Here is a 26,157-nt window from a genome sequence, read left to right as displayed (position 1 = left end):
GGGAACGCGGCCTACTCGAACTTCGCCTCGTAGTCGTCGACGAAATCGCGCACGTCGTCGTAGCGTGGCGGGTCGCCGGTGCGGACGAAGACGCCGGCGAGGGCGTTCCCGACGACGGCCGCCGCCGCGTCGTCGAGGCCGCAGAGCAGGCCGAGCGCGAGCCCCGCGTTGAAGTGGTCGCCGGAGGAGGTGGTGAGGGCGGGGTCGTCCGTGACGGGGTTCCGGACGGCGTGCGTTCCGTCACCGACGACGACGGACTCGTGGAGGCCGTGGCCGACGTAGCGCGTCACGTCGAGGGTCCCGGCGACGAGTTCGGCGTCCGCGCGGAGGCTCTCGGCCGAGCGGCCCGCGTAGTGCTCGGCGAGCACCTTCGTCTCGAAGCGGTTCGCGGAGACGGTGACGTCCACGACCGCATCGAGGCGCTCGACGGCGTCGCGCGCCGCGAACACCACGTCCTCGTCGAGGCGGCGAACGTCGGCGGGGTCGAAGAGCACGCGCTCGGGCGGGTCGTCGAGCAGCGGCCACACCTCCTCCCGGAGGCCGTCGACGACGCTCGGGAGCGACGGGATCCACGAGACGTAGCCGACGCCGAGCAGGGACGCCCCATCGAGGTAGTCGGCGAGCGTCTCGACGCCCACCGCGTCGCGGACGCGCTCCCAGTCGAGCGTCGTGCCGCTCCCGGACTCGGTGAGCATGAGTTTGCCGTCGTCGAACTCGACGGCGTCCGTGGAGCCGGGGTCGCCGAGCGAGTGCATCGGGACGTCCGCGAACTCCTCGGCGAAGACGTCGCGCACGGGGTCGCCGTAGAGGCCGACCATCACGGGGTCGAACCCGAGCGTCGCGTACGCACGCGCGAGGTGGCAGGTGTGCCCGCCCGTCCGGACATCGTCTTGGAGCCACTCGAAGGAGAGCGAGCTGTTCGACGCCGCCGAGGCGCTGATGCGCGCGCCCAACTCGGCGAGCGAGTCGAGCGTCTCGAACGCCTCGCGGCCGTGGCGGTCCTCGACGACCGTCCGCACGCGATCGACGAAGCCGTCGAAACCGAACACCACGCGCTCGCCGCCCACGGTCTCGGGGAGGCCGGCACGGGCGGCCGCGACGGCGTCGCGCGTCTCCGCGCTCAGTTCGACCATGCGTCTCCCTCCGAATGCGTCGTGTGGCCCATACACGTACGGCGTCGGAGCGACCGTAAAACGATTGTGACGGCGGAGACGCTCACCACTCCGCGACGCTGCCGTCGCGGTGGTACCAGACGGGGTTGTGCCAGTCGACGGAGTGGTCGGCGGCGTCGCGAACCGCGCTCTCGTCGATGTCGACGCCGAGGCCGGGTTCCGCCGGGAGGGAGAGGTAGCCGTCCTCGTAGTCGAACACCGAGGGGTCGGAGAGATAGCGCAGCGCCTGATTCGCCTCCTCGAGGTGCAAGTCGAGACCCTGCTCCTGGAGGATGGCGTTCGGCGAGCAGGCGTCGACCTGCAGGCAGGACGCGAGCGCGATCGGCCCGAGCGGGCAGTGGGGCATCACCGTGATGTCGAAGGCCTCGGCCATCGTCGCGATCTTCCGCACTTCGGTGATACCGCCGGCGTGCGAGAGGTCCGGTTGGATGATGTCGACGTGGCCTTCGCGGACGACCGGCTTGAAGTCCCAGCGCGTGTAGAGACGCTCACCCGTCGAAATCGGGACGGACGTCCGCTGGGCAAGATCACCGAGGACGTCGTTGTGCTCGGGGAGGACCGGCTTCTCGTAGAACATGGGGTCGTGTTCCTCGAAGGCCGTGACGAGGCGTTTCGCCATCGACTTCGACGCCCGCCCGTGGAAGTCGATACCGATGTCGACATCGTCGCCGACGGCGTCGCGGACGCGGCCGAGGCGTGCGCTCGCCTCTTTGACGGCGCGTGGCGTGTCGATGCGCTCGAGCTCCGCGGTGGCGTTCATCTTCAGGGCGGTGAAGCCGTGCTCCTCGACGAGCGAGCGCGCGAGCGTCCCGATGTCGTCCGCCGTCTCGAAGCCGAGCCAGTGGTGGACGCGCACGCGCTCGCGGGCGTATCCGCCGAGGAGTTCGTACACCGGCGCGCCGTAGTGCTTGCCCTTGATGTCCCAGAGCGCCTGGTCGATGCCCGCGATGGCGCTCATCAGCACGGGCCCGCCCCGATAGAAGTCACCACGGTACATCCGCTGCCAGTGGTGTTCGATCGGGAGCGGGTCCTCGCCGACGAGGTAGTTGTCGAGGAGTTCCTCGACGGCGGTGCGAACCGTGCGCGCGCGCCCCTGGACGACCGGCTCACCCCACCCGACGACGCCGTCGTTCGTCTCCAATCTGAGGAACAGCCATCGCGGCGGCACCTCGAAGAGTTCGTAGTCCGTGATGCGCATCCTCTATCTCTCGTGTGGACAGCGAGCGCACCCATAGTGCTTACGGAGGATATCGCCGGTTTCGGCGCTCTGTCGACGGAATCGCAGCTCCGGAGGGGTGCTATGCCACCGGGGCGCATAACTCGTGCGGTCACCGGCGTCGCGCCGAGAACGGCCGTCGCGGGAGGTCGTCGAACGCCCCGACGCTCGCCGGCTACGTGTGCTGGCCGTAGTCGTCGATCTTCGCCTTCGCGTCCGCCATCTCCGACTCGGAGAGATGGGTCGGCTCGCCGACGACGCTCGCGTGGTGGTGGACGCGCGCGCAGTACTCGACCATCAGCGCGACCTCGAACGCCCGGCCGAGCGAGTCCCCGACGGCGATGACGCCGTGGTTCTTCAGCAGACACGCGTCGTAGTCGTCGCCGAGCGCCTCGACCGCGCGCTGGCCGAGCGCCGGAGTGCCGTACGTCTCGTAGTCCGCGACGGGAATCCGGTCGCCCGCGTAGGAGACGAGGTAGTGCGAGGCCGGAATCGGCTCGTTCGCCACCGCGAAGCCGGTGGCGTACGGCGAGTGCGTGTGGACGACGCCACCGACGTCGTCGCGCTCCTCGTAGATCTGGGAGTGCATCGCCAGTTCCGAGGACGGCTCCCCGCCCTCGGCGACGGTGCCGTCGAAGTCCACGACGGACACCGAACTCGGCTCGACGTCCCCGTAGGGGATGCCGGTCGGACTGATCGCGAGGTGGTCGTCGTCGACGCGCGCGCTCAGGTTCCCCCCGGTCCCCTCCGTGAGGCCCTGTTCGAGCAACTCGACGCCGTACTCGGCTATCTCTTCGCGGACGTCCGCGTGCGGGAGTGTCGTGGTCATGAGGTGGCGGCCTGCGTATCGTTCATCTTCTCGAGCAGTTCCTCTTCCGTGTTCTCTCGGAGGTCGCGGTGGTGGACGGCTTCCCGACTCCGGCGGTCGAAGAGGTGGAACTCGCCGTGTGGCACGTGGGCGTAGAGGGTGTCGCCGACGTCGATGGGGCGCTGGCCGTTCACCTCGACGATGTACGTCTCCTCGTCGTCGCTCCCGGGGCGCTTCACGTAGGCGTACTTCAGACTCCCCATCGGCTCGACGACGTCGACCTCGACTTCGAAGTCGTTCTCGCCGCGGTCCTCGCGGAGGTCGATGTCCTCGGGCCGGACGCCGAAGACGAGCTCGTCGTGGCCCGTGGCGGACGCCGCCGCGTCCTCGGAGAGGTCGTAGTCGAGGTCCTGTGCGACCAGTCGGCCGTCCTCGTGGGTGACGTCGAAGAAGTTCATCGACGGGTCGCCGATGAATCCCGCGACGAACGTGTTCGCCGGCCGGTAGAAGCACTCGAGCGGCGTCCCCAGCTGCTGGAGGTTGCCACCGTCGAGGATGGCGAGGCGGTCGCTCATCGTCATCGCCTCCGTCTGGTCGTGCGTCACGTACACCGTGGTGACACCGAGTTCGCGCTGGAGGCGCTTGATCTCCGTACGCATGACCGAGCGGAGTTTCGCGTCCAGGTTGCTGAGCGGTTCGTCCATCAGGAAGACGTTCGGGTCGCGGACGATCGCGCGCCCGAGCGCCGCGCGCTGTTTCTCCCCGCCCGACATCTGCTCGGGCGTGCTATCGAGCAGCAAGTGGATGCCCATCGTCTCCGCGGCCGACTCGACGCGCTCGTCGATTTCGTCCTTCGAGAGGTCGGTGGACATCTTCAGCCCGAAGCTCATGTTCTCGCGAACCGTCATGTTCGGGTAGAGCGCGTAGTTCTGGAACACCATCGCGATGTCGCGCTCGCGGGGTTCGAGGTCGTTCACGAGGGTGTCGCCGATGTGTATGTCGCCGTCGGTCTGGCGTTCGAGCCCGGCGATCATTCGCAGCAACGTCGACTTCCCCGACCCGGACGGGCCGACGAGCACGAGGAACTCGCCGTCCTCGATGTCGAGGGAGACGTCGTCCGTCGCGACGATTTCGCTACCGGCGTCTTGGAACGTCTTTCGGATGTCGTCGAGTTCGATGCGTGCCATTATCGTTCACTCCTTACGAGCGTCGTGGGATAATCGTTAGGGTCGTACATGAGGGTCACTCCTTGAGGACCACGCCGAAGCTGAGCCCCGACGCGAGATAGCGGTTCACGAAGACGACGAACAGCAGGTTCGGGAGGATGACGATCACCGACGCCGCGGCGAGCATCGACCACTCGATGCTGCGCGACCCGATGAACTTGAAGACCTGCATGGACACCGTCACGGCGCGCTGGTTCGTGAGGATGAGCGAGAAGAGCATCTCGATCCACGCGAAGATGAAGCTGATGATGGCGACGGAGATGATCCCGGGCAGCGCCGACGGCAGGATCACCTTGCGGAACGCCTGGAAGCGCGTCGCGCCGTCGGTCATCGCTGCCTCCTCCAGGGACACGGGGATGCCGTCGAAGAACGCCTTCATCACCCAGACGACCAGCGAGATGTTGATGGTGAGGTACATGAACACCATCCCGATTCGGGTGTCGTAGAGGTTGAAGGTGCGGAAGATGACGAAGAACGGGATGACGACCGCGATCGGCGGCAGCATCCGCGAGGAGAGGATCCAGATGAGGACGTCCTGCTTCTTCGGGACGTCGTAGCGAGAGAGCACGTACGCGCCCGGCACGCCGAGTAAGAGGACGAGCAGGACGGACGCGCTCACCATCAGGATACTGTTCCCGAGCGCGGAGACGAACGACGGCTCCCCGAACAGCTGCAGGTAGTTGTAGACCGTCGGGAGGAACAGCCAGTTCGGCGGGAGCTGGAGCGCCTCGGACGGCGGCTTCAGCGACATCGAGGCGATCCAGTAGAGCGGGAAGAGCACGGCGACCGTCCAGCAGAGCAGGACGAGATGCCGGACGGCTTCCTTGATGCGGTCGCGGGTCTGTCGGCTCTCGAGGAGCGCCATTAGTCCCACACCCCCCCGAAGCCGAAGTAGCGGATGACCACGTTACAGATCACGAGGATGCCCACGAGGTAGGCGATAGCGAGTGCGCTCGCCTGCCCGAGATTGACGTACTTGAATCCGGTCTGGAAGATCTGGATGGAGACGAGTTGCGTCGCCGTCCCGGGACCGCCCTGCGTGAGGCTGTAAACGGTGCCGAACGTGCGGAAGAGGTCGATGAGGCGAATGAGCACGGCCACGAAGATGACCGGCTTCATGTACGGGATGACGATGTGGACGTATCGCCGCCAGAGCGGCGCGCCGTCGACGCGACTCGCCTCGAGGAGCTGCTCAGGCACCGAGGAGAGGCCGGCGTAGAAGATGATGAACATGAACGGCGTCCAGTGCCAGGTGTCCATCGCGATGACGGTCGCGAGCGGGAACTCCGCGAGGAAGTTCGGCGCCGCGAACGGCGTGTACGTCGCGACGACGTACGGGATGACGCCGACCTGGCTGTTGAGCATGATCCGGCCGATGGTCGCGAGGCTGACGGGCGCGACCGCCATCGGGAGGATGAACGCGACGCGGTAGAACTCGCGGGCGTAGTCGTTCGAGACGTTCGTGACGAGCGCGGCGAGCGTGAAGCCGAGGGCGGTTTCGAGCGCGAGCGACCCGCCGACGAACGTGAGCGTGACCCCGATGGAGTGCCACGTCGATGGGTCACTGAAGACCGCCGCGAAGTTCGCGAGGCCGGCGAACTCGCCGATCTGCTGGGGGTTGGTTTGCTTGTAGTGGACGAGACTCAAGTAGAGGTCGTAGACGCCCGGGAAGACCGTGATGAGCAGCATCACGAGCACCATCGGGGCGGAGAGCCACACCGGGAGGTAGTCGTTCCAGAGCTCTCGGAGGCGACTGCCCACGCTACTGGTGGTCGTCCCGGTCGCGTTCTCGGATCCGTAGCTCATGGTGTCTCAGGGTGCGAGGTCATCACTCCGAGGAGACGACGCTCTCGGCTGTTTTCGCGGCTTCCGTGAGCGCGTCCGTCACGGACTTGCTGCCGCCGATGGCCTGCTGGAGCTGAACCGAGTACTCCTGCCCCCATTCGGGGAACTTCGCGTCGTTCGGCGTGGACTTCCCGGCCTTCAGCGACGCGAGGGACACCTCGGCGAACTCCGTCCCCACGATGTCCTTGTAGTCGCTGTCCGCCCAGATGGAGGAGCGCGTCATGAACGGCGCCTCCTCCTGGATGGCCATGTAGCGCTGCGTGGGTTTCGAGGTCGCCCAGACCATGAAGAGGAACGCCGCCTCCGAGTTCGCCGCCGCCTTCGACGTCGAGAGCGTCCACGCGAACCCGTTCGGCCCGAACTGGCCGCCCTCCGTGTCCGGGACGGGCACTTTCGCGACGCCGATGTCCTCGGCGACCTCCGAGGAGGACGGGTCGGTCAGGCTACCCCAGAAGAGGTTCGCGTCCGAGACGATGTGGCCGGCCTGCCCCTGCTGCATCGCCGAGAGGACGTCCGACCACGTCATGCTCGCGACACCGTCGGGGCCGTACTGCTGGAGCATGTCGACGTAGTAGTGGCCGGCGTCGAGGGCGGCTTGGGAGTCGAGTCCGGAATCGGTGAGGTAGTCCGTCCAGATCTCGCCGCCGAACTGGCGGAGCCAGTTGTTCATGATGTAGATGTTCATCCCGTACCCCTTCTGGCCGCGGCCGAGCGCGCCGACGACGTCGTCCTCGTTCTCGTGGATGACCTTCGCGTTGTGCATCAGGTCGGACGCCGTCTCGGGGACCGAGAGGCCGTGTTTCTCGTAGAGGTCCTTCCGGTAGAAGGTGGTCTGGACCTCGATCGTGATGGGGAGGCCGGTCCACTTGTCGGTCAGCCCGGAGCCGTGCCCCCACTGACGGGCGAGCGACGTGAGGTCGTTCGGCGCGTACCACTCCTCGTCGAAGAGCGAGTCGTCCTGCATGTAGGGGTCGAGCGGCTGGAGCCACCCGGCCTCGCGGAACTGGTTGACGACGTGGCCCATGAAGAACGCGTCGAACTTCCCGGCGCCCGTGGAGACGTCGGTCAGGCGCTTCGTCCGGAACTTCTGCTCCGGGAGGACGTTCCAGACGACGTCGATACCCGTCAGCTCCTCGAAGACGGGAACGAGGGGCTTCACCTTCTTCACCCAGGCGTGGTTGACCGCGCCGATGTTGATCTGGGAGCCCTCGAACTGCGTCCAGTCGATGCTGGCGTCCGTGTACTCGGCGGGGTCGACGGGGAGGTTGCCGGCCGTGGTTTGGCCGCCGTCGCTACCGTTGGTGCTGGGTGATGCGTCCGAGCTACCGCCGCGCGTACAGCCGGCGAGACCGATGGTCGTGCCGACGCCCGCGTACTTCAGGAACCGTCGCCGATTGGTATTGCTAGGCATGGTTGTGGCGTACGTCGCAGACAATCAAACACAATGGCTTATATCTTTTCCTATTAATCATACTAATTAGAAGAGCTCACTCGCCCGGATGGACGATTTTCTTCATCCCGACGGAGTTATCGATGCGCTCGAACGCCGTCGGGAGGTCCGCGAGCGGCAGTTCGTCCGTGACGAGCGGGTCGACGTCGACGCGACCCTGACGGAGGAGGCCGACCGCCACCTCGAAGTCCGCGGGCCGAAGCGAGTACGTCCCCGTGAGCTCCACCTCGTCGTAGAAGTAGTCGAACGGCCGGACTTCGACCGTCGCGTCCTCCGGCGGGACGCCGAAGACGAGCGTCCGCCCACCGGGCGACGTGAGGTCGATGGCCTGCTGGACGGTCGCCTCGAAGCCGACGACCTCCACCGCGAGGTCCACCGCGCCCAGCGTCTCCGAGGCGGCGTCGGTGACGGCCGTCTCCGTCGGGTCGTTCACGTAGTCCGCCCCGAGTTCCAGCGCGAGCGTGCGCCGCTCGGCGACCGGTTCGGAGACGAGAATCTCGCCGGCGCCCGCGTCCCGCAGCGTCTGCGTCAACAGGAGCCCGATGGGCCCGGCGCCGATGACGACTACGGAGTCGCCGTGGTCGAGAGCCGCGCGCTCGACGCCGTGCACGCAGCACGCGAGCGGTTCGGCGAGCGCCGCCGTCTCGAAGTCGAGGTCGCCGATGCGCTCGACGTTCCCCGCGGGCGCCCGCACCTTCTCCGCAAACGCCCCATCGAGGACGGTGTCCGCAGCGCCGCCGATGGAGGTGAGGTCCTCGCAGAGCGTCTCTCGGCCGGCCTTGCAGTACGAGCAGTCCCCACAGGGAACCGTCGGGTTGAGCGCGACCCGGTCGCCGACCTCGACGCGCCGGACGTCCTCGCCGACGGCCGTGACGGTGCCCGCGGCCTCGTGGCCGAGCACTTGCGGGTAGTCGATGTCGAAGGCGCCGTGGTACATGTGGTAGTCCGTCTTGCAGACGCCGCAGGCGGCGACGTCCACCACGACGTCGTCGCTACCCGGCGTCGGGGCGGAGCGTTCTTCGACGTCGATACTGCCCTGCGCAGTGAGTACAGCGGCTCTCATGCGTCCGTTTCTATGGAGGGGGAACCGGCGTGTTAACTCTTTCCCGATAAATGGTGCGGAACAATTATGTATGGAGTTGTCAAACCACACTACCCGCCATGGCAGTGTTAGACCAGTTCTCGCTCGACGGACAGAGCGCGGTCGTCACCGGTGCCGGCCGCGGCCTCGGCAAACAGATGGCGAGCGCCTACGCCGACGCCGGCGCGGACGTCGCCATCGTCGACATCGACGCCGAGAACGCCGAACAGACCGCCGACGAACTCAGCGACGACGGCGTCCAGACCACCGCCATCGCCGCCGACGTCACCGACGAGGACGAGGTCGAGGCGGTGGCCGACACCGTCGTCGAGGAGTTCGGCCGAATAGACGTCCTGTTGAACAACGCCGGAATCGTCTCCAACACGCCCGCCGAGGAGATGGGTCTCGAGGAGTTCCAGCGCACCATCGACGTGAACCTCACCGGCGTCTTCCTCTGCTCGAAGCACGTCGGGAGACACATGCTCGAACAGGAGTCGGGAAGCATCGTCAACATCTCCTCGATGTCCGGCCTCGTCGCGAACTACCCCCAACCGCAGGTCGCGTACAACGCCTCGAAAGCCGGCGTCATCATGCTCACGCGCTCGCTCGCCTCCGAGTGGGCGGATCGCGGCGTCCGCGTGAACTCCATCGCGCCCGGCTACATGAAGACCGACCTCGTCGAGGACGTCCTCGAATCCGACCCCGAGATGGCGGAGACGTGGCGCGAGTACACCCCCATGGGTCGTCTCGGCCGCCCCGAAGAACTCGGACCGGTCGCCGTGTTCCTCGCCTCCGAGGCGGCGTCGTTCATGAACGGCGAAATCGTCTCCTTCGACGGCGGCTACACCGTCCGCTGAGCGTCGCCCTCGAGTCGTCGCATCTGCTCGAGCGCGTCCGCCCACGCCCCGTCGGCCGTCGGCTCGTACGTCGTCACCGCGACGGAGTCCGCGACCAGACGCCGCCCGGAATCGAGTGAGTCGACGGTGTCGGCCGCCATCGCCTGCGTCAGCAGGTTCCCGATGGCGGTCGCTTCGACCGGCCCCGCTTCCACGCGCCGGTCGAGGGCGTCGGCGAGCATCCGGCAGAACAGCTCGTTCTCCACGCCGCCGCCACCGACGTGGACGGCGTCGGGGTCGACCTCCGCCGTCTCGAACACGTCCTCCAGCGTCACCGCCGTCTTCGCCACGAGGCTCTCGACGACGCACCGGACGAGCTCGCCCCGGTCGTCGGGGACCGGCTGACCGGTCGCCTCGCAGTACGAACGCAACTGCGCCGGCATCGACCCCGTGATGTCGAAGGCGTCCGCGTCCGGGTCGACGAGCGGCCCGAACGCCTCCGCCTCGCGCGCCGCGTCGAGGAGCGTCTCGTAGTCCACGGGCTCGCCCCGTTCGCGCCACGCCACCCGACACTCCTCGAGGAGGAAGAACCCCGTGACGTTCCGGAGGAAGCGAACCGTGCCGTCGACGCCGAGTTCGTTCGAGATGCCGCCCGCGAACGCGCGCTGGGAGCGGTCCGGCGTCTCGAGCTCGACGCCGCCGAGGAACCACGTCCCCGTGTTGAGGAAGGCGCGCGACTCGTCCGTAAGGGGGAGGCCGGCCACGGCCGCCGCCGTGTCGTGGCTCGCGGGCAACACGAGGGCCGGCGGGTCCGCCCACGGCTCGACGGGGTCGTACGTGCCGACGCGCGTCCCCGCAGGCTCGACCGGCGGCAGGAGGTCGGTCGGGAGGCCGAGCGTTTCGAGGAGGCCACCCGTCCACGCCCGCGAGACGGGGTCGAACATCTGCGTCGTCGACGCCACGGTCTCCTCGACGACGGGGGCGCCACCGAGCAGGTAGGTGAGCAACTGGGGCATCATGAGCAGGCGGTCGGCGCGCTCGAGCAGGTCGCGCTCCTCGCGGGCCAAGTAGTGGTACTGCCAGAGCGTGTTCGGCGTGTTCCAGTGGTTGATACCGGTGCTCTCGAAGAGCATCCGGGGTTCGACGCACTCCAGTATCGCGTCTCGTGTCGACGACACCGCAGGGTCGCGATAGGCGTAGGGCGCCCGCAGGAGGTCGCCATCCCGGAGCAGCCCGAAGTCGAGCCCCCACGTGTCGATGCCGACGGTGTCGACGGGCCCCGTCTCGCGGGCCGCCCGAACGCCGGCACGGACGTCCGCGAGGAGGCCCTCGACGTCCCAGACGTGCCGGCCGTCCCGTTCGACCGGCCGGTTGTCGAAGCGCGCGACCTCCTCAACGGCGAACGCGTCGCCGTCCCGCCCGCCAGCGTAGACCGTTCCGCCGTTCGCGCCGATGTCGACTGCGACGTGCCGCATCTCAGTCCCCCACGTCGGCGACGCGAACCATCCCCTTCACCGTCGTCGGGTCCTGCGCGCGCTCGAACGCGGTGTCGAGGCGGTCGAGCGGTTCGGTGAAGTCGACGATACCGGCGACGTCGACGGCGCCGTCGGCGAGCAGGGAGACGGCGTCCGGGTAGGTGTTCTCGAAGCGGAACGACCCGTGGACGTCGAGTTCGCCGTCGATGACCGCGTGGACGTCGAACGGCACCTCCTCGACCGTGGGGAGGCCGACGAGGACGGCCGTCCCGCCGCGGCGGACGACGTCCGGGAGGGCAGCGACGGCGGGTTCGGCGCCGGACGCCTCGATGGCGACGTCCACGCCGTCGCCGTCGGTGTACGTTCGGACGCGCGCTTCGAGGTCCTCCTCGGCGACGTTCACCGTGGCGTCGGCGCCGCGCGCCTCCGCGCGGGCGAGTTTCTCCGGGACGACGTCGGTGACGACGACGTCCGTCGCGCCGGCGGCGCGGACGGCTTCGGCGACGAGCAGGCCGATCGGGCCGGCGCCCGTGACGAGAACGGTGTCGCCGACGCCGACATCCCCGCGCTCCGCGGCGTGGAGGGCGACGCTGAGGGGTTCGCAGAGCGCGCCCTCGCGTGTCGACACCGACTCGGGGAGCGGATGGCAGTAGTCGGCCGGCCACGCGACGTACTCGGCGAACGCGCCGTCGACCGGCGGCGTCGCCATGAACGACACGTCCGGGCAGAGGTGGTAGTCGCCGCGCGTGCAGAACCGACAGCGCCGGCAGGGGACACCCGGTTCGATGGCGACGCGATCACCCGCCGTGAGGCCCTCGACGTCGGCGCCGACGGCGTCGACGACGCCCGCGCTCTCGTGGCCGAGGACGAGGGGGTCTTCGACGACGTGGTCGCCGATCCGACCGTGTTCGTAGTAGTGGACGTCCGACCCGCAGATGCCGACGTCCGTGACGCGGACGAGCGCTTCGTCCGGGTCGGGGTCGGGGCGTTCGCGAGTGACGTGCTCGAAGGTGTTCGTGTCCGTCAGGAGGACGCTCCTCATTGTACGTGACCGACTAGCGAGGGTCCGTAAATATCTTCGGCCATCCGGGGTCGCGACCCCGTCGAACGCGTTTTGTATCGGTGAACAGATTTAGGTGCACGCTCGCCAACAGGGGACCATGGCACGCGACCCACGACACCCGGTGAAGGCGACACGGCGGTCGTTCGCGATTCTCGAGGAGTTAGAGCACGCCGGTACGCTCGGTGTCACCGCGCTCGCCGACCGCGTCGACGTCTCGAAGGCGACGGCGTACAACCACCTCTCGACGCTCGAGGCGATGGGGTACGTCACCCGAAGCGACGGGGAGTACACGCTCGGAATGCGCTTTCTCGCCCTCGGTCGACGGGCGCGCGAGCGCGTCCCTGCCCTCGCCGCTATCGAGGACGAACTCACCGAACTACAGGCGGCGACGGGTGAATCCGTGAGTTTGCTCGCCATCGAGGACGAACACACGGTCTGTGCGCTCGCGTACGGGAACCGCGCCGACCGGTGGTTCGACATCGGCGACCGCTTCCCGATTCACGAGACGGTCGCGGGGTGTGTGGCGCTCTCCCGGTGGGACGACGACGACGTGTCGGCGCTGATCGAGGACGTCCCGGATGCGGCGGCCGTCGAGGAGTCGGTGTCGCGGGCGCGCGAGAACGGCATTTTGTTTGGCAAGGCCGAACACGGCGAGAACTTCCGGGGGGTCGCGACCGTCGTGGACGCGGACACCGATCCCACGCTCGTCGTCGAGGTGTCCGGCGACGCCCGCCACCTGACCGGCCGCCGACTCGAGGAAGACGTCACGGGGCTGCTGTTGAGCACGGTGAAGCGGATCGAGATCGCCATCGAGGAGACGGACTGAGGGCACGGGTTCGCGTTTAGCGATGCCGAACCCAGTCGGCTGTTTACACGGTTATGCGTGTAATCCCCGAGTGAGACGGGAGACGAACCGGTCCGGTCGGGCCGTCTGGGAGCGGCGTCCGTTCGCCATCGCTAAACCTACACGATTAAATAGTGAGGAGACGAGGGTGTGCGTGCATGCTGAACACAGACCTCAGCGACCGAACGGCGCTCGTGACCGGCGCGGGCCGTGGGAACGGCCGCGCGATAGCGACGCAGTTGGCTGAGCACGGTGCGACCGTCGTCGTGAACGACCTGGAAGCGGATCCCGCCGAGCGGACCGCCGAGGAGATACGCGAGGCCGGCGGCGACGCCGTCGCCGTCACCGCCGACGTCTCCGAGGAGGACGAAGTGACGGCGATGGTCGAGGAGGCGACCGGCGAAGTCGGGACTATCGATGTCCTCGTCAACAACGCCGGCGTCGGCGACGCGGGCCCGTTCCTCGAGAGGGAGGACAACGGTCGCTTCGAGTTGAACCTCGACGTCCATTTCTGGGGGAGTCTCAACTGCACCGACGCCGTCGTCGACGACATGGTCGAACAGGGCTACGGGAAGATCATCAACATCACCTCGATCCACACGAAGAACGGTGTCGGGATGAGCCCCGAGTACGACGTCGGGAAGTTCAGCCTCCTCGGCCTCACGAAGAGCCTCGCGCTCGAACTCGGGCGCGAAGGCGTGCGCGTGAACGCCGTCGCGCCCGGCTGGGTCGACACCCGAATGGTCGAGGGGTTCTCCGAGCGCACGAAGGAGCAGATCCGCGACCTCAACCCGTTCGACCGGTTCGCTCAACCCGAAGAGATCGCCGACGCCGTCACCTTCCTCGCCACCCCCGCCAGCGACTACGTCAACGGCCACGAGCTCCGCGTCGACGGCGGACAGGTCCCGATCGATTCCTGGAAGTACGACAACCGCTGACCGGTCGGCGGACGCGGCGGCCTTGACCGCCGCCCCACGCTCGTCGCGCGCGAACGGCCCGAGACGTCACCGAATAGAATCGTGACCTCTAGTTGAGGACACAATTTAAAATAAGAAGTATCTACAACCATCTAAGACACCCGCGTACAAGTGCGTTGTGGAACGCGGTCAGACGTCGCGGCCGACCCGCGAGCGCGGGGGTCCGCGTCGCTGGCGGGAAAGTGACTCGGAGACGGCCGGAAAAACGGAATGCGGGGGACGAGTGGTGGGTCAGTAGCGCGCGTCGGTGATGTCGTCGTCGAGGGCGTCGAAGCGCTCGAGGTAGGCTTCGCGCTCGGCGCGGAGGGTCGAGAGCTCGGCCTCGTGGTCGGGGAGGTTCGCGGCAACGTCGAACTCGCTCACGTCCATCCCGGGGACGTCGCGGGGGACGGTGAGGTCGGTGGCGTCGTCGTGCGTCCACGAGACGCTGCCGCGCGAGATCGCGCGCAGCAGCGTGATGGTGTCGTCGACGCCGACGTCGCGCGTGCCGACGCGGCCGGTGTTGAGGACGTAGCAGTCCACGTCGAGGTCCGCGATGAGGTCGCGGAAGCGATTGCCCTCCTCGCCCTCGGAGCCGACGATGAACGGGTTCGTGCCGACGACGCGGATGGACTCGCCGGCCGCGCTCGGGTCGCCCGCGCTCGTCTGGACGGACTCACCGAGCATGAACGCGACGGCGGCCTCCTCGGGGGTGAGCTTCGCGACCGGCGGCATCGCGGGGTTGCGCGTGATGAAGAAGATCTGGTCGACGCCCGGCAGGTCGATCTCCTCGCCCGCCGAGGACAGCTGGTCGCGCTCGATGACCGCGCGGCCGTTCGTCGTGTACTTGTCGCTGTCGAAGTCGACGGTGCCGTCCGCGTCGACGTCGACGTTCTCGAGGACCGCCGTCTCGTCGGTGACGGCGTCGTACATCGCGGGCTCGGTCTCGGGGTCGAGGCCGTACGTCTTCACGAAGAGACCCTCGCCCTCGCTGCCGGCGACGCTCCCGTCCGGGAGGAGCGCGCAGACGTCGTCCTGAAGCATCGTCGCGTCCTCGGGCTCGTCGAGCCAGAGGTCGTGTGCGGTGAGCGTCGACTTCCCGGTGCCCGAGAGCCCGAGGAAGAGCTGGCCGACGTCCGTGAGGTCGCCGTCCTCGGTCTCGAGGGTGACGCGCTTGCTGCCGGCGTGCAGGCCGAGGCCGCCAGCGCGCTTCGCCTCGAGCATGAAGAGCCGGAGGAAGGACTTCTTCGCCTCGCCCGTGTAGTCGCTGCCCGCGACGACGGTGTAGCCGGCGTCGGGAAGAACACGAATACCCGTCTCCTCCCAGTCGGGGAGCTGGACGGTGTAGAAGTCCGGCTCGGCGCCCTCGGGCGCGGGCTCGAGGAGCTTGCAGAGGCTGAGCGCGATGCGGCCGTACTCCTCGGGAACGTAGTAGCGACAGACGTAGGAGTGCTCGGGGTGGCGTCCGACCCGCCGGTCGACGCAGACGAGGTCGGTCTCGGACGCGGCGTCGGTGACGTCCGCGACGAGCGCCTCGTCGGCGTCGTCGAACGCGTCGTCGACCGTGTTCTTCGTCTGCTCGGACTTCCGCGAGCGGTCCTCGCTGACGTAGGACGGCGAGCCGAACTCCGTCGTCGTCTCGAGGTGCTCGGAGTACGCCCGAAGCTCGTCGGTCGTGGGGTTGTACACCACGTTATCGGCCCGCTCCGGGTCGGGGAGCGAGGCGACAAACTGCTCCGTCGCCGACGTCTGCCGTGGCATCATGTAGACAGATGGCGAAAATAGGGTATAAAAGTGTGCTAACTGGATGTGTAGTAAAGTTTGTCGAACAGATGGGTCGTCAATCGTCGAATACTCTCAGTGACTCACGGCGCCCCGTTCGGCGACGCGAGTGCGCGGAAGACGAGGACGCCGTACGCGACGACGAAGACGGCGGGCACGGCGACCAGTGCCGCCCCGAGAACGACGCCGAGGAGTCCCGACCCGTAGACCACCACCGTCAGCACGAAGGACGGAACGAGCATCGCGAGGAGGTACGCGACGCCGAACCGCGCGTACGCCCCGCCGGCGACCGCGTCGGAGACCGACCGGGAGAGCGCTGCGCCGACACCGACGTCCTCGACGACGAGGACGAACGGCAGTCCGTAGGTGAGGTAGCCGAGGACGAGAACGGGCAGGAGGACGAGTGGACCGAGGAGCGCGAACGGGAGCGCCACGAGGACGACGGCGAACCGAACGAGGTTCACGCCGACCATCCGGGGCCCGTAGCGCCGTGCGTTCGCCGCGAGCGACGCGTCCTCGCCGTCGACGCGGTTCGAGATGCCGCCGACGAACGCCGCCTCGAGGACGGCGGAGACGAGCAGGCCGACGGCGGCGAGCGGGAGCCACGTCGCGAGCGCGAGACCGCCCGGGCCGGAGAGCGTGATGCCGTTCGCCTGCACGAACGACCAGAGCGTCGGCAGCCCGGACGGGAACGAGAACGTCACGCCGGCGTCCATCGTCGAGGAGAGCACGGTCGCGACCTTCGCGGGCGCGAGCACGGACGCGAGGAAGGGGAGGACTGCGAGGGGGAGCGAGCGTCGCGTTGTCTCGAGCGCGCGCGAGAGCCGGCCGTCGGGCGGATCCGGGGAGTGAGTGGAACTCGAGGGGTCCGGGCGCGACTCCGGCGTGTGGTCGGCGGGCGATGCTGGGTCGTGGTCGTCTGACGACGCATCGCGGTCGTCGTCCGGCGTGGAGGGCGCGGACACACGCGGACGTGTGCGAGCGCGCCCCCTCAATCTTCGGCCGCGCCTACCAGCGGTGGTGGACGTACTCCTTCACGTGCGCCTCATAGGCGTCGCGGACCGCGCCGTGCGTCTCGTGACTGAGCGGGTCGAGGTCGGCGGCTGCGACGTTCTGCGCGACGTGCTCGGACGACGTGCTCCCCGGGATGACGGTCGACACCGCGTCGTGGTCGAGGATCCACCGGAGTGTGAACTGCGCCATCGTCGCCTCCTCGGGGACGAGGCGTCGCATGTCGTCGACGGCGGCGAGGCCGGCGTCGAAGGGGGCGCCCGCGAACGTCTCGCCGCCCTTCCGGCCGACGCCCGCCTCGACGCCCTCGGTCGCGGCCGCGTGCCGGTGGTCGTCCTCCTCGAAGTCCTCGGCGCCGTCGAAGGCGTCCGCGAGCAGCCCGGAGGCGAGGGGGACGCGCACGATGACGCCGACGTCCGCACGTTTCGCGCGCTCGAAGAAGCGCTCGGCGGGCCGCTGGCGGAGCGGGTTGAAGATGATCTGGACGGACTCGACGACGTCGTACTCGATGGCCTTCAGCGCCTCCTCGACGCGCTCGACGGAGACGCCGGCGTGTGCGATTTCGCCCTCCGCCTTGAGATCCTCGAGGACCGCGAACGTCTCCGGCTCGTAGAACGCCGCCGTCTCCGGGCAGTGGAGCTGGACGAGGTCGAGCGTGTCGACGCCGAGGCGCTCGCGTGACCCGCGAACGGACTCACGGAGGCCGCTCTCGGAGTGCCGTTCGTCCGCGTCCGGTGCGGCCTTCGTCGCCACGTAGACGCGCTCGTCGCCGCTATCCCGTTCGTCGAGGACGTCGCCGATGAGGCGCTCGGCGCGCCCGTCGCCGTACACTTCCGCGGTGTCGAGGAAGTTCGACCCCGCGTCGAGCGCCGTCCGAATCGCCTCGCGGGCCGCCTCGTCCGTGACGTCGCCCCAGACGGGGCCGACGTTCCACGTGCCGAGGCCGACTTCCGTGACGTCCATGCCGGTGCTGCCGAGGGGTCGTTCGTCCATGCCCGCAGGTGGCCGACGGCGCGACAAAAGCCTACGTCTCCCGGGTGATGTCGCTGACACACCCGAATACCGGAGTATCGGTGCTCCTCGCCGCGTCGTGTGTATCGGTGGCGTGTGCTTCCACCTCGCACCTTTTCCGTGAATGGGCCGTTCGGTCACGTAGAGATGAGCGAAATCGCACCCGACGCCGACTGGGACGAGCTCTACATCGACGGCGAGTGGACGCCGAGCGAGAGCGGCGAGACCATCCCCGTCGACGACCCCTCGACGCGCGAGACCGTCACCGAGGTCGCGGCCGCGACCGAGGCCGACGTCGACCGCGCCTACGAGGTCGCCGCCGACGCCCAAGACGAGTGGGCGGAGGCCCCGCCCGCACAGCGTCAAGCCGTCATCGAGCAGTTCCACGACGCCCTCCACGAGCACGAGGAGGAGATCATCGAGGTCCTCGAACACGAGGTCGGCGGCTCGCGCATCATGGGCGAGACGTCCATCCAGATCGCGAGCGACCACGCGAGCGAGGCCGCGACGCTCCCCCGACGCCTGAAGGGCGAGCACGCCGCCTCCAACATCCCCGGGAAGGAGAACGTCCTCCAGCGCGGCCCGAAGGGCGTCGTCACCGTCATCTCACCGTGGAACTTCCCGCTGAACCTCTCGATGCGCGCCGTCGCGCCCGCCATCGCCGCCGGCAACGCGGTGGTGCTCAAGCCCTCCACGAACTCCCCCGTCTCGGGCGGGTTGCTCTTCGCGAAGCTCTTCGAGGAGACCGACCTCCCCGACGGCGTCATCAACGTCGTCACCGGGAAGGGCTCCGACATCGGTGACCGCGTCGCCTCCCACCCGGAGAGCGACGTCGTCGCGTTCACCGGCTCGACCGAGGTCGGCCAGCACGTCGCCGGCCTCGCCGCGCAGAACCTCGCGGTGCCCGCGATGGAGCTCGGCGGCAACAACGCGCACGTCGTCACCGCTGACGCCGACCTCGACCGCGCCATCGACGGCGCGACCTTCGGCTCGTTCGTCCACCAGGGCCAGGTCTGCATCTCCATCAATCGCCACATCGTCCACGAGGACGTCTACGACGAATACGTCGAGCGCCTCACCGAGCGCGCCGAGGAGCTCCCCGTCGGGAGCGCGCACGACGGCGACACCGTCGTCGGCCCGATAATCAGCGAGAGCCAGCGCGACGAGATGCTCGACTACGTCGCGGACACCGTCGAGGCCGGCGCGACGCTCGAAACCGGCGGCGAGACGAAGGACCTCGACGGCGTCGAGGACTCGCTCGTCGTGAAGCCGACCGTGCTCTCGGGCGTCACGAACGACATGCCCGCCGCCGCGAACGAGCACTTCGGCCCCATCGCGCCCGTCATCCCCTTCAGCGACGTCGACGAGGCCGTCGAGCTCGCGAACGACACCGAGTTCGGCCTCTCCGGCGCCGTCCACGCTGGCGACCTCGAGGTCGCGAAGGACATCGCCGACCGCATGGAGACCGGGAACGTCCACATCAACGACCAGCCCATCAACGACGAGGCCCACGTCCCCTTCAGCGGCATCGGCGCCTCCGGCATGGGCCACTACAACAGCGACGCCTTCCTCGACGAGGTGACGGAGACGAAGTGGATCAGCATCCAGCACGACGCGCGCGACTACCCGTTCTGACGCGGACGCGATAGTCGTCGGAGAGCGCGTCGCCTCCGCGGCGGCCGGTCGCGGCCGACACACACCTCGCGGCGTCGGACGGCCACATCATTTTTGCGTAGTTTCACCGAACCTATCACTCATGTCCGGACACCACATCCCGAAGGGTGTCAGCCTCGACACGCTTCAGGAGGTCATCGCCGGTTGGGGAGCGGTCGGGGCCGACGAGGAGCCACAGTACACGTCGGACGTCGAGGAGGAAACGAGCGTTAGCGACGCCGTCGGACGGCAGACCCGGTTCCTCGAGGAGATCGGCGTGCTCGAACCGCATCGGCAGAAACACCGCCTGACCGACGCTGGCGAGGAGCTGGCAGCGGCGCTGCGCGACGGAGACGAGGAGGTCGCGAGTGCGCGAGCGCGCGAGCTCCTCCGGGACTGGGCGCTCACAGAGGACGTCCGGGGCGTCCTCGAAGGGAACCCGATGGACGAGGGGGTCCTCGCACCTATCGTCGCCGACCTCGCCGAGCACGACCTCGAGACGAGTCGCGTGGACACCGGCATCGGGACGCTCCTCGACCTCTACGAGTGGGCGGGCCTCCTCGAGCGCGACGCGGACGGCCGCTACCGCCTCCCCGAGCGCGAGGTCGAGTCGGGCGAGGGCGATACGGGGCCCGGCGAGGCCGTCGACGAAGAAGCGACCGAGGCCGAGGGGGCCGGCGGGGCGGAGGCGACGGCCACAGAGCCACCGGAGGCGCTCGAAACGCTCGAGCGGACCATCGAGGACGTGGCCGAGCGGACGGTGGCGGAAGCGGCGCGCGACGTCGCGCACGAAGCGGCCACCGAGGCCGCCGAGCAGACGGCCCGCAACGTCGCCGAGGACGTCGCCACGGAGACGGCCGAACGTGTCGTCGAGGGAACGGCCGACGACGTCGAAGAGGCGGCCGAAACGGCCGAAGACGCCGCGAAAACGGCGAACGAGGTCGCGGAAGCCGTCGATAGCGAGGCCGTCGAGGAGACGGCACAGGCGGCCGCGCGCGAGGTCGCCGAGGAGGTCGCAGCGCGGGAGGCCCGGGACGTCGCCAGCGAGGTCGCGCAGTCGACCGCCCGCGAGACGGCCGAGGCCGCCGCCCGGGAGGTTGCCGAAGAGGCCGCCCAACGCCGCGCCGGCGGCGTCGCACAGGACGTGGCGGAGGAAATCGCTCGGGAGACCGCCGAGGAAACGGCGCACGATGTCGTGGAGGAAACGGCAGACGAGGTGGAGCGGGCGGCCGAAACGGCCGCGGACGCCGCCGAGGCGGTCGAGGACATCGCCCAGTACGCCGAGCGCGGAATCACCGCGACGGCGGGCGTCACGCCGGAGGACAGCGAGGAGCGCGAGGAGACGGCGGCACAGGCGGCGGACGGTGCCGAATCGGCCGTCGAGGAACCGGCACCCGATGAAGCCGCGGCCGCGGACGCCGAGACCGCGAGCGATGGCGACGAGCACTCGGAGTCGGGCGAGTTCGCGGAGCGAGCGCTCGCTGAGGCGACGAACGGGACGGCGGACGACGTCGAACGGGCCGCCGAGGAGATGACGCGAGAGCTCGTGGGTGACGACGGCGAGATAGAGATCACGTTCGACGGCGAACCCGGCCTCACCATCGACGTCGGGGAGGACTCCGGCGCCGAGATTCGCGTCGACCGCGACGTCGACGTCGCGGACGTCGACCTCCCCGAGGGCGTCCGACTCGAAACCGGAGAGGGGTCGTCGCCGGATGACTCCGACCTCGAAACCGACGGCGGCGTCGAGAGCCCGATGACCGACGGCGGGACGATATCGCTGGGCGAGGACGACGAAACCGTCCACATCGACATCGAGTCCGGCCCCAGCATCACCATCGACGTCAGCGACGCGGACGAGGGAGAGGCCGAGGACGAAGCGGCCACCGAGGGAGCCGAAGACGAGACCGGGGAAGCAGCTGGGTCCGGCGAAGAGGCCGAGGAGGGCGGTGAGACCGCCGAAGGAGAGGGCGCTGCGGAAGCGGAGGCCGCTTCAGAGGCGGCCACCGAGGGCGAAGCGGCGGCCGACGAGGCAGCGGCCGATGAGAGCCCCGACGAAGAATCCGGCGGTGGCGGGGAGGGACCGGCCGTCGAGGAGTTCGCGGACGTCGAGTCGACCGAAGAACTCGTCGAAGCCGTCGCGGAGGCCGCCGTCGAGGCCAAGGAGGCGGCACGCGACGCGCGTGAGGCCGCCGAGCGGGCACAGGCCGTCGCACAGCGGGCGTCCGGGGACGACGGCGGCACCGACGGTTCCGAACCGGCGACACAGCCACACGCCCTCTCGCTCGACCTCGACATCGACGCCGACTCCGAGGACTTGGAGGCCATCGTTCGCGGAATCCGTGAGGGACTCACGCCCGAGGAGGACTGACGCGGCGGTCGACGCCCGTCACGTCGCTGGGTCTCTCGCGCTGTCGCGAAAAACCGGATTGCGGATCTTTCCTCGCGGTGTCCGCTCTCAGTAGCCGGTGCCGAGGTAGGTGTGAATCGCGTTGCCCTCCTCGAGTTCGTCGGCGAGCGCGACCGCGAAGTCCTCCATCGAGATGTAGCTCTCGCCGTCCTCGTCGGCGACGAGTTCGCCCGCGGCGGTCCGGTAGTCGCCGGTTCGCTCGCCGGGTTCGATCATCGCGGCCGGGGCGAGGTACGTCCAGCGGAGGTCGTCGCCCTCGGCTTCGAGGACGTCGTAGGCGTCGATGGCCTCGCGCGCGAGTGCCTCCCACTCCTCGGGGAACTCGTCGGTCTCGACGAGGCGAGTGTCGGGGCCGACCTTGAGGCCGCCGGCGCCGCCCGTCCAGACGAGGCGCTCGACGCCCGCCCGCTCCATGCCCTCGACGACGGTGGCCATCATCTCCGGCAGGACGGCCGGGTCCTCCTCGCCGCTCGGCCCGAGCGCGGACGCGACGGCATCGTGGCCCGTCGCGAGTTTCGTCACGTCGTCGGCGTCGCGCGCGTCACCGGCGACGGCGACGAAGTCCTCGTCCTCGACACCGTCGACGCTTCCCGACCGGGAGACACCGGTAACACGGTGGCCGCGAGAGAGCAGTTCGGTCGCGACGCGCTGGCCGATTCGACCGCTCGCACCGAAGAGGAGTGTGTCCATACGTGACTGTTTCGTGGAGAACCTGATAGCGCTTTGCCAAACGGCCTGCCTCGCTCGTTTTCACAGCCGGCCGGACACGGACATTTTTAGGGTGGCCTAAAACCCGAAGGAGTTATACAGTATTAGGCTAGCCTAAATCCCATGGCGAGAAGCGACCGACACGGCCGACCACGCACCCGCCGCGACAGCCCCGCCGCCGGCCCACCGGCCACTACCCACAGCGGTGATTCCGGATAGCGATGCCCGACCAAACGATTCCCGAATCCATCCACCGGACGTGACTCCCCGTGGACGCACACCACTACCTGCGCGCCGTCTATCGGCTCACCGACGACCCAGACGAGCGCGTCGGAACCGGCGCGCTCGCCGACGCCGTCGAGCGCTCGCCCGCCGCCCTCCACGAGGAGTACGAGACCCTCCGGCGCTTCCTCGACGGCGTCCTCCATATCGACGACCCCGACGAGGAAGCCGCCACCCTCCTCGACGTCGTCAGCGCGGACGTCCTCCAGCGCCTCGACGAAACCGTCATCCCCCCACCCGACGACTCGCCGGATCGACCGCACGGGCAGCGAGACTAATGCAGGGAGCGCCCTATCTCGACACATGAGCGAGACCGACCCCGAGTCCTTCCAGTACGACGCCGCCGTCGATCCCGGCGAGAAACGACAGTTCCGCTACGAAGTCGGCGAGACCTACCTCGGTGACGCCGTCGAAATCCCCGTCACCGTCATCAACGGCGAACACGACGGCCCCCACGTCGTCATGACCGCCGCCGTCCACGGCGACGAGCTCAACGGCGTCAAAGTCCTCCAAGAAGTCGCCGACCGCTACACACCGCACGAGATCCACGGCACCCTCGTCCTCCTGCACGTCGTCAACGTCCCGGGCTATCAGGCCCAACAGCGCTACCTCCCCATCTACGACCAAGACCTCAATCGCTCCTTCCCCGGGAAGGAACGCTCCAACACCGCCGGGCGCATGGCTCACCACGTCTACCAGCAGTTCATCAGCAAATGCGACCTCGGCCTCGACTTCCACACCTCTACGCGCAACCGCACCACCATGTACCACGCGCGCGCCGACGTCGGCAACCCCGACGTCGAGCATCTCGCCGAAGTCTTCGGCACCAACGTCATCCTCTCCGGCGAAGGCGACGACGGGTCGCTACGCGCCGTCGCCACCCGGAACGGTACCCCCACGATAACCATCGAGATGGGCAAAGCCCACCGCTTCCAACCCGCACTCATCGAAAAAGCCCTCGACGGCGTCGAGAACGTCCTCGCCGACTACGGCGTCTACCCCGACGGCGACGTGAGCGAGCCATCGTGGCGGAAAGTAATGGGTCCCACCGAAGAGAAACGCTGGATCCGCGCCGACACCGGCGGCCTCGTCGAGATGCAGTGGGGGCCCAGCCCGCTCGTCCACGAAGGCGACCCCATCTGCACGATCTCCGACCATTTCAAGGACGAAGAACACGTCGTCGAAGCGCCGTTCACCGGCCTCATCGTCGGCGTCCTCGAGAACCCCGTCGCGCTCCCCGGCCACCCCATCTGCCACCTCGTCCGTATCACCCCCGAAACCCGCGAAGAGATCGAGCGCGAGATCACGCAGGGCGAGTTCGACGGCTACCGCTCCTACGGCCAGCGCTGGATGGCCGACGACGAAGAAGCCGAATGAGCGAGGCGCGCGGACGCCTCGCTCGAGACGCGACGCTGGTCCCGAAGCCAGCCCATCGACCGACCACGGGGAACGCGAAACGCCACGACGCCCACCGCAGTCCACCCACGCCTCACTCGGAGTGCTCCGGCCGGCCACTCGAACTGAACGCCCCCCGAACGTCCGAGAGCGTTCGCCGGAGGAGGCGCTGGACGCTCTCCCGACGCTTCACGAACAGCCACACCGCGAGCACGAGATAGAGCGCCGTGTACGCGTAGAGGATCGTGACGCTGATCGACGTCGCCGTCGGCTCCGCGTACGTCCGAATCACGTAGAACTCCGCGAGCACCTGTGAGGCGAACAACCCGAAGAGCACGAGCGCCTCACGGACGCTGATCTCGAAGTTCGTCAGGATCGCCACCGCGAAGAGGCTCTGCGCGGCCGTGATCCAGATCTCCGCCGCCTGCTTCCCGTCGAACGGCAGCGTTCCGATCGCTCCCGCCGAAATCGAGTAGACCACCGCGAGCGTGCCGATCAGCAGCGTCCACTGGTTCAGCTTCGAGGATATCAGCGCGTTGAACCCGGCCGTCGAGCGAGCCTTATTCACCAGATACGCCACGATGACGAGCTCCGGACTCTCCGAGGCGAGCGGTGCGACCCACTGGATCATGAAGAACTCCGGAATACCGTACTGGAGGCCGAGCGTCTCCAGGCCCTCCGCGAACGGATGCACCGCAGTGAAGATTATCGCACCCGAGAACGCGAATCCCGCGAGAACGAAGAGCACCCGCGGCACCCTCGCGAGACCTTGGAAGTACGCCGGGACCCCCACGTGTGCCTCCGGTTCCTCCACGTCACCGCGAACCACCACGACGAGATAGCAGACGTAGAGACCCACCAGAAAGAGCGTGTCGAGCGGGCCGATACCGCCATTCAGCGGGACGAAGAACGCGAACGCAGTCGCCGCGAGCAGGAACGTGATCTCGATGGAGATGTCCCGATCGAGCGTCACGGCGTCCGTGAGCGTCCCCTCGCGGCGCCGTATCGCCGGATCCGACGTCCGCGTCGCGCGATAGATGCTGAACAGCGCGATTCCCGCCCACCCGAGTCCGATGAGGATGCGGTTCGCCCCCGTCATGTTCGCGACTGCCAGATTCGCGGCCTGGGCGTCCCCCGCACCGGCGCGCCACGCATACAGCGCGTCCACCGCGTACTCCGGCGCGACCGCCAACACCGCCAACACCGCGATCGCGAACGCGCGCGGAACGTCCTTCTCCGCGATCTCCGCCGCCCACGCCAGCAAGAACGCCCCACCGAGGATCGCGACCCCCGCGACGGCGACAGCCATGACAGCCGAAATGTTCTCACCCGGATGAATCGCGCTGTACCCTCCGGCCGAGAGCACTAACCCGATCCACGGGAGTGTGACGGCGAGCGCGAAACCGACCGCGACCAACGGATGACGGACCCAAGAGCGCATTCGTTCACTCTGACCAGACAACCTGATCACCCATAATTCACAAGATATCGCCGACGTCGTCGATATCCACCCTATCGAGGGCTGTACGTGCAAAATACGGTGCTGGGCGGGACGCACGGCCGACGCGAGCGACAGCGTGGCTCGCGGCTGCGAACACGCGTCCCGCAACCGCCCCTCACTCGTCCCCGACCTCCTCGATATCGGCGTCGGGGGCCGTGCGTTTCACGCTCGCGATACCGCGCTCCGCACCCTGCTTCGAGCGATACCCCTCCCCGCTATCCGCGATGATGTTCCCGTTCGTCGCGACGAGTCGCCACCGCCACTCGTCTGCGGCATCCCGATACAACTCGAACGTCGCGTTCGGAGCCATCGAGACACGCTTCACACGGCAGACAGTAATAGCCACCCCACGAATCGCGACAGCTACCGCTCGGAGGAATGCAAACCACCCCCGAACGACACAGCTGTCGCTCGAGGGTAGTAAAGTCGAAA

At 68.2% G+C, this 26,157-nt stretch carries 23 protein-coding genes; 7 read left to right on the top strand and 16 right to left on the bottom strand.

From position 1 onward, the window contains the following. Window positions 1–11: 11 nt before the first annotated feature. The 8 genes from IEY12_RS15230 to IEY12_RS15195 all read right to left on the bottom strand — a co-directional run bounded on the left by IEY12_RS15230 (window position 12) and on the right by IEY12_RS15195 (window position 8,780). Window positions 12–1,133 (bottom strand): hypothetical protein, encoded by a 1,122-nt coding sequence (locus IEY12_RS15230; protein WP_188884508.1) that lies wholly within the window; start codon window positions 1,131–1,133, stop codon window positions 12–14. Between the two features lie 82 nt (window positions 1,134–1,215). Next, window positions 1,216–2,370, bottom strand: coding sequence for a galactonate dehydratase (dgoD, locus tag IEY12_RS15225; RefSeq protein WP_188884507.1), 1,155 nt, complete (start codon window positions 2,368–2,370; stop codon window positions 1,216–1,218). 193 nt (window positions 2,371–2,563) lie between these two features. Beyond that, window positions 2,564–3,217, bottom strand: coding sequence for a class II aldolase/adducin family protein (locus IEY12_RS15220; RefSeq protein ID WP_188884506.1), 654 nt, complete (start codon window positions 3,215–3,217; stop codon window positions 2,564–2,566). Beyond that, complete coding sequence (locus IEY12_RS15215; protein WP_188884505.1) at window positions 3,214–4,383, bottom strand: ABC transporter ATP-binding protein; 1,170 nt, start codon at window positions 4,381–4,383, stop codon at window positions 3,214–3,216. Before IEY12_RS15215 ends, IEY12_RS15220 begins: the two co-directional genes overlap by 4 nt. A gap of 55 nt (window positions 4,384–4,438) precedes the next feature. Then, window positions 4,439–5,287 (bottom strand): carbohydrate ABC transporter permease, encoded by an 849-nt coding sequence (locus IEY12_RS15210; RefSeq protein WP_188884504.1) that lies wholly within the window; start codon window positions 5,285–5,287, stop codon window positions 4,439–4,441. Next, entirely contained in the window at window positions 5,287–6,228 is a 942-nt protein-coding gene (locus IEY12_RS15205) for a carbohydrate ABC transporter permease (RefSeq protein ID WP_188884503.1), read from the bottom strand. Before IEY12_RS15205 ends, IEY12_RS15210 begins: the two co-directional genes overlap by 1 nt. 22 nt (window positions 6,229–6,250) lie before the next feature. Further along, window positions 6,251–7,678: an ABC transporter substrate-binding protein gene (locus IEY12_RS15200; protein WP_188884502.1), complete on the bottom strand. Its 1,428-nt coding sequence runs from the start codon at window positions 7,676–7,678 to the stop codon at window positions 6,251–6,253. Window positions 7,679–7,754: 76 nt separating this feature from the next. Continuing rightward, window positions 7,755–8,780: an alcohol dehydrogenase catalytic domain-containing protein gene (locus tag IEY12_RS15195; RefSeq protein WP_188884501.1), complete on the bottom strand. Its 1,026-nt coding sequence runs from the start codon at window positions 8,778–8,780 to the stop codon at window positions 7,755–7,757. Between the two features lie 98 nt (window positions 8,781–8,878). Between IEY12_RS15195 and IEY12_RS15190 the strand changes: the two genes are divergently transcribed. Beyond that, window positions 8,879–9,655, top strand: a complete 777-nt coding sequence (locus IEY12_RS15190) for an SDR family NAD(P)-dependent oxidoreductase (protein ID WP_188884500.1) — start codon at window positions 8,879–8,881, stop codon at window positions 9,653–9,655. On the opposite strand, the gene IEY12_RS15185 is transcribed toward IEY12_RS15190, so the two are convergent. Beyond that, complete coding sequence (locus IEY12_RS15185) at window positions 9,640–11,109, bottom strand: rhamnulokinase (RefSeq protein WP_188884499.1); 1,470 nt, start codon at window positions 11,107–11,109, stop codon at window positions 9,640–9,642. The genes IEY12_RS15190 and IEY12_RS15185 overlap by 16 nt on opposite strands. Before the next feature lies 1 nt (window position 11,110). Continuing rightward, on the bottom strand, window positions 11,111–12,151 hold the full coding sequence (locus IEY12_RS15180; RefSeq protein ID WP_188884498.1) for an NAD(P)-dependent alcohol dehydrogenase: 1,041 nt from the start codon (window positions 12,149–12,151) through the stop codon (window positions 11,111–11,113). A 118-nt stretch (window positions 12,152–12,269) separates the two neighbouring features. On the opposite strand from IEY12_RS15180, the gene IEY12_RS15175 reads away from it, so the two are divergent. Then, window positions 12,270–12,998, top strand: coding sequence for an IclR family transcriptional regulator (locus IEY12_RS15175; RefSeq protein WP_188884497.1), 729 nt, complete (start codon window positions 12,270–12,272; stop codon window positions 12,996–12,998). 176 nt (window positions 12,999–13,174) lie between these two features. Then, window positions 13,175–13,954, top strand: coding sequence for an SDR family NAD(P)-dependent oxidoreductase (locus IEY12_RS15170; protein ID WP_229871455.1), 780 nt, complete (start codon window positions 13,175–13,177; stop codon window positions 13,952–13,954). A gap of 270 nt (window positions 13,955–14,224) precedes the next feature. Here IEY12_RS15170 and IEY12_RS15165 read toward each other — a convergent pair whose 3' ends face one another. The 3 genes from IEY12_RS15165 to IEY12_RS15155 all read right to left on the bottom strand — a co-directional run bounded on the left by IEY12_RS15165 (window position 14,225) and on the right by IEY12_RS15155 (window position 17,758). Next, window positions 14,225–15,733, bottom strand: a complete 1,509-nt coding sequence (locus tag IEY12_RS15165) for a phosphoenolpyruvate carboxykinase (ATP) (RefSeq protein ID WP_188884496.1) — start codon at window positions 15,731–15,733, stop codon at window positions 14,225–14,227. 104 nt (window positions 15,734–15,837) lie between these two features. Then, window positions 15,838–16,719 carry a hypothetical protein gene (locus IEY12_RS15160; RefSeq protein WP_188884495.1) on the bottom strand — a complete coding sequence of 294 codons (882 nt, stop codon included), beginning with the start codon at window positions 16,717–16,719 and terminating at the stop codon, window positions 15,838–15,840. Between the two features lie 43 nt (window positions 16,720–16,762). After that, window positions 16,763–17,758: an aldo/keto reductase gene (locus IEY12_RS15155; RefSeq protein ID WP_188884494.1), complete on the bottom strand. Its 996-nt coding sequence runs from the start codon at window positions 17,756–17,758 to the stop codon at window positions 16,763–16,765. Between the two features lie 165 nt (window positions 17,759–17,923). Here IEY12_RS15155 and IEY12_RS15150 point away from each other — a divergent pair, with 165 nt between their 5' ends. Together IEY12_RS15150 and IEY12_RS15145 are read left to right on the top strand one after the other, a co-directional pair. Continuing rightward, window positions 17,924–19,411: an aldehyde dehydrogenase family protein gene (locus tag IEY12_RS15150; protein WP_188884493.1), complete on the top strand. Its 1,488-nt coding sequence runs from the start codon at window positions 17,924–17,926 to the stop codon at window positions 19,409–19,411. Window positions 19,412–19,532: 121 nt separating this feature from the next. Continuing rightward, entirely contained in the window at window positions 19,533–21,800 is a 2,268-nt protein-coding gene (locus IEY12_RS15145) for a hypothetical protein (protein ID WP_188884492.1), read from the top strand. 87 nt (window positions 21,801–21,887) lie between these two features. Here IEY12_RS15145 and IEY12_RS15140 read toward each other — a convergent pair whose 3' ends face one another. Next, entirely contained in the window at window positions 21,888–22,529 is a 642-nt protein-coding gene (locus IEY12_RS15140; protein ID WP_188884491.1) for an NAD(P)-dependent oxidoreductase, read from the bottom strand. Between the two features lie 287 nt (window positions 22,530–22,816). Here IEY12_RS15140 and IEY12_RS15135 point away from each other — a divergent pair, with 287 nt between their 5' ends. Continuing rightward, on the top strand, window positions 22,817–23,107 hold the full coding sequence (locus tag IEY12_RS15135) for a hypothetical protein (RefSeq protein ID WP_188884490.1): 291 nt from the start codon (window positions 22,817–22,819) through the stop codon (window positions 23,105–23,107). 25 nt (window positions 23,108–23,132) lie between these two features. Next, complete coding sequence (locus IEY12_RS15130; RefSeq protein WP_188884489.1) at window positions 23,133–24,206, top strand: succinylglutamate desuccinylase/aspartoacylase family protein; 1,074 nt, start codon at window positions 23,133–23,135, stop codon at window positions 24,204–24,206. 112 nt (window positions 24,207–24,318) lie between these two features. Here IEY12_RS15130 and IEY12_RS15125 read toward each other — a convergent pair whose 3' ends face one another. Together IEY12_RS15125 and IEY12_RS15120 are read right to left on the bottom strand one after the other, a co-directional pair. Then, complete coding sequence (locus IEY12_RS15125) at window positions 24,319–25,665, bottom strand: sodium/calcium exchanger protein (RefSeq protein ID WP_188884488.1); 1,347 nt, start codon at window positions 25,663–25,665, stop codon at window positions 24,319–24,321. A gap of 175 nt (window positions 25,666–25,840) precedes the next feature. Then, complete coding sequence (locus tag IEY12_RS15120; RefSeq protein WP_188884487.1) at window positions 25,841–26,035, bottom strand: HVO_2922 family protein; 195 nt, start codon at window positions 26,033–26,035, stop codon at window positions 25,841–25,843. Window positions 26,036–26,157: the final 122 nt, after the last annotated feature.

Source organism: Halarchaeum grantii (genome assembly GCF_014647455.2).
Taxonomy (GTDB): Archaea; Halobacteriota; Halobacteria; order Halobacteriales; family Halobacteriaceae; genus Halarchaeum; species Halarchaeum grantii.
The sequence above is the reverse complement of the archived record's forward strand: the minus strand, read 5'-3'. Positions and strand labels throughout refer to the sequence as shown.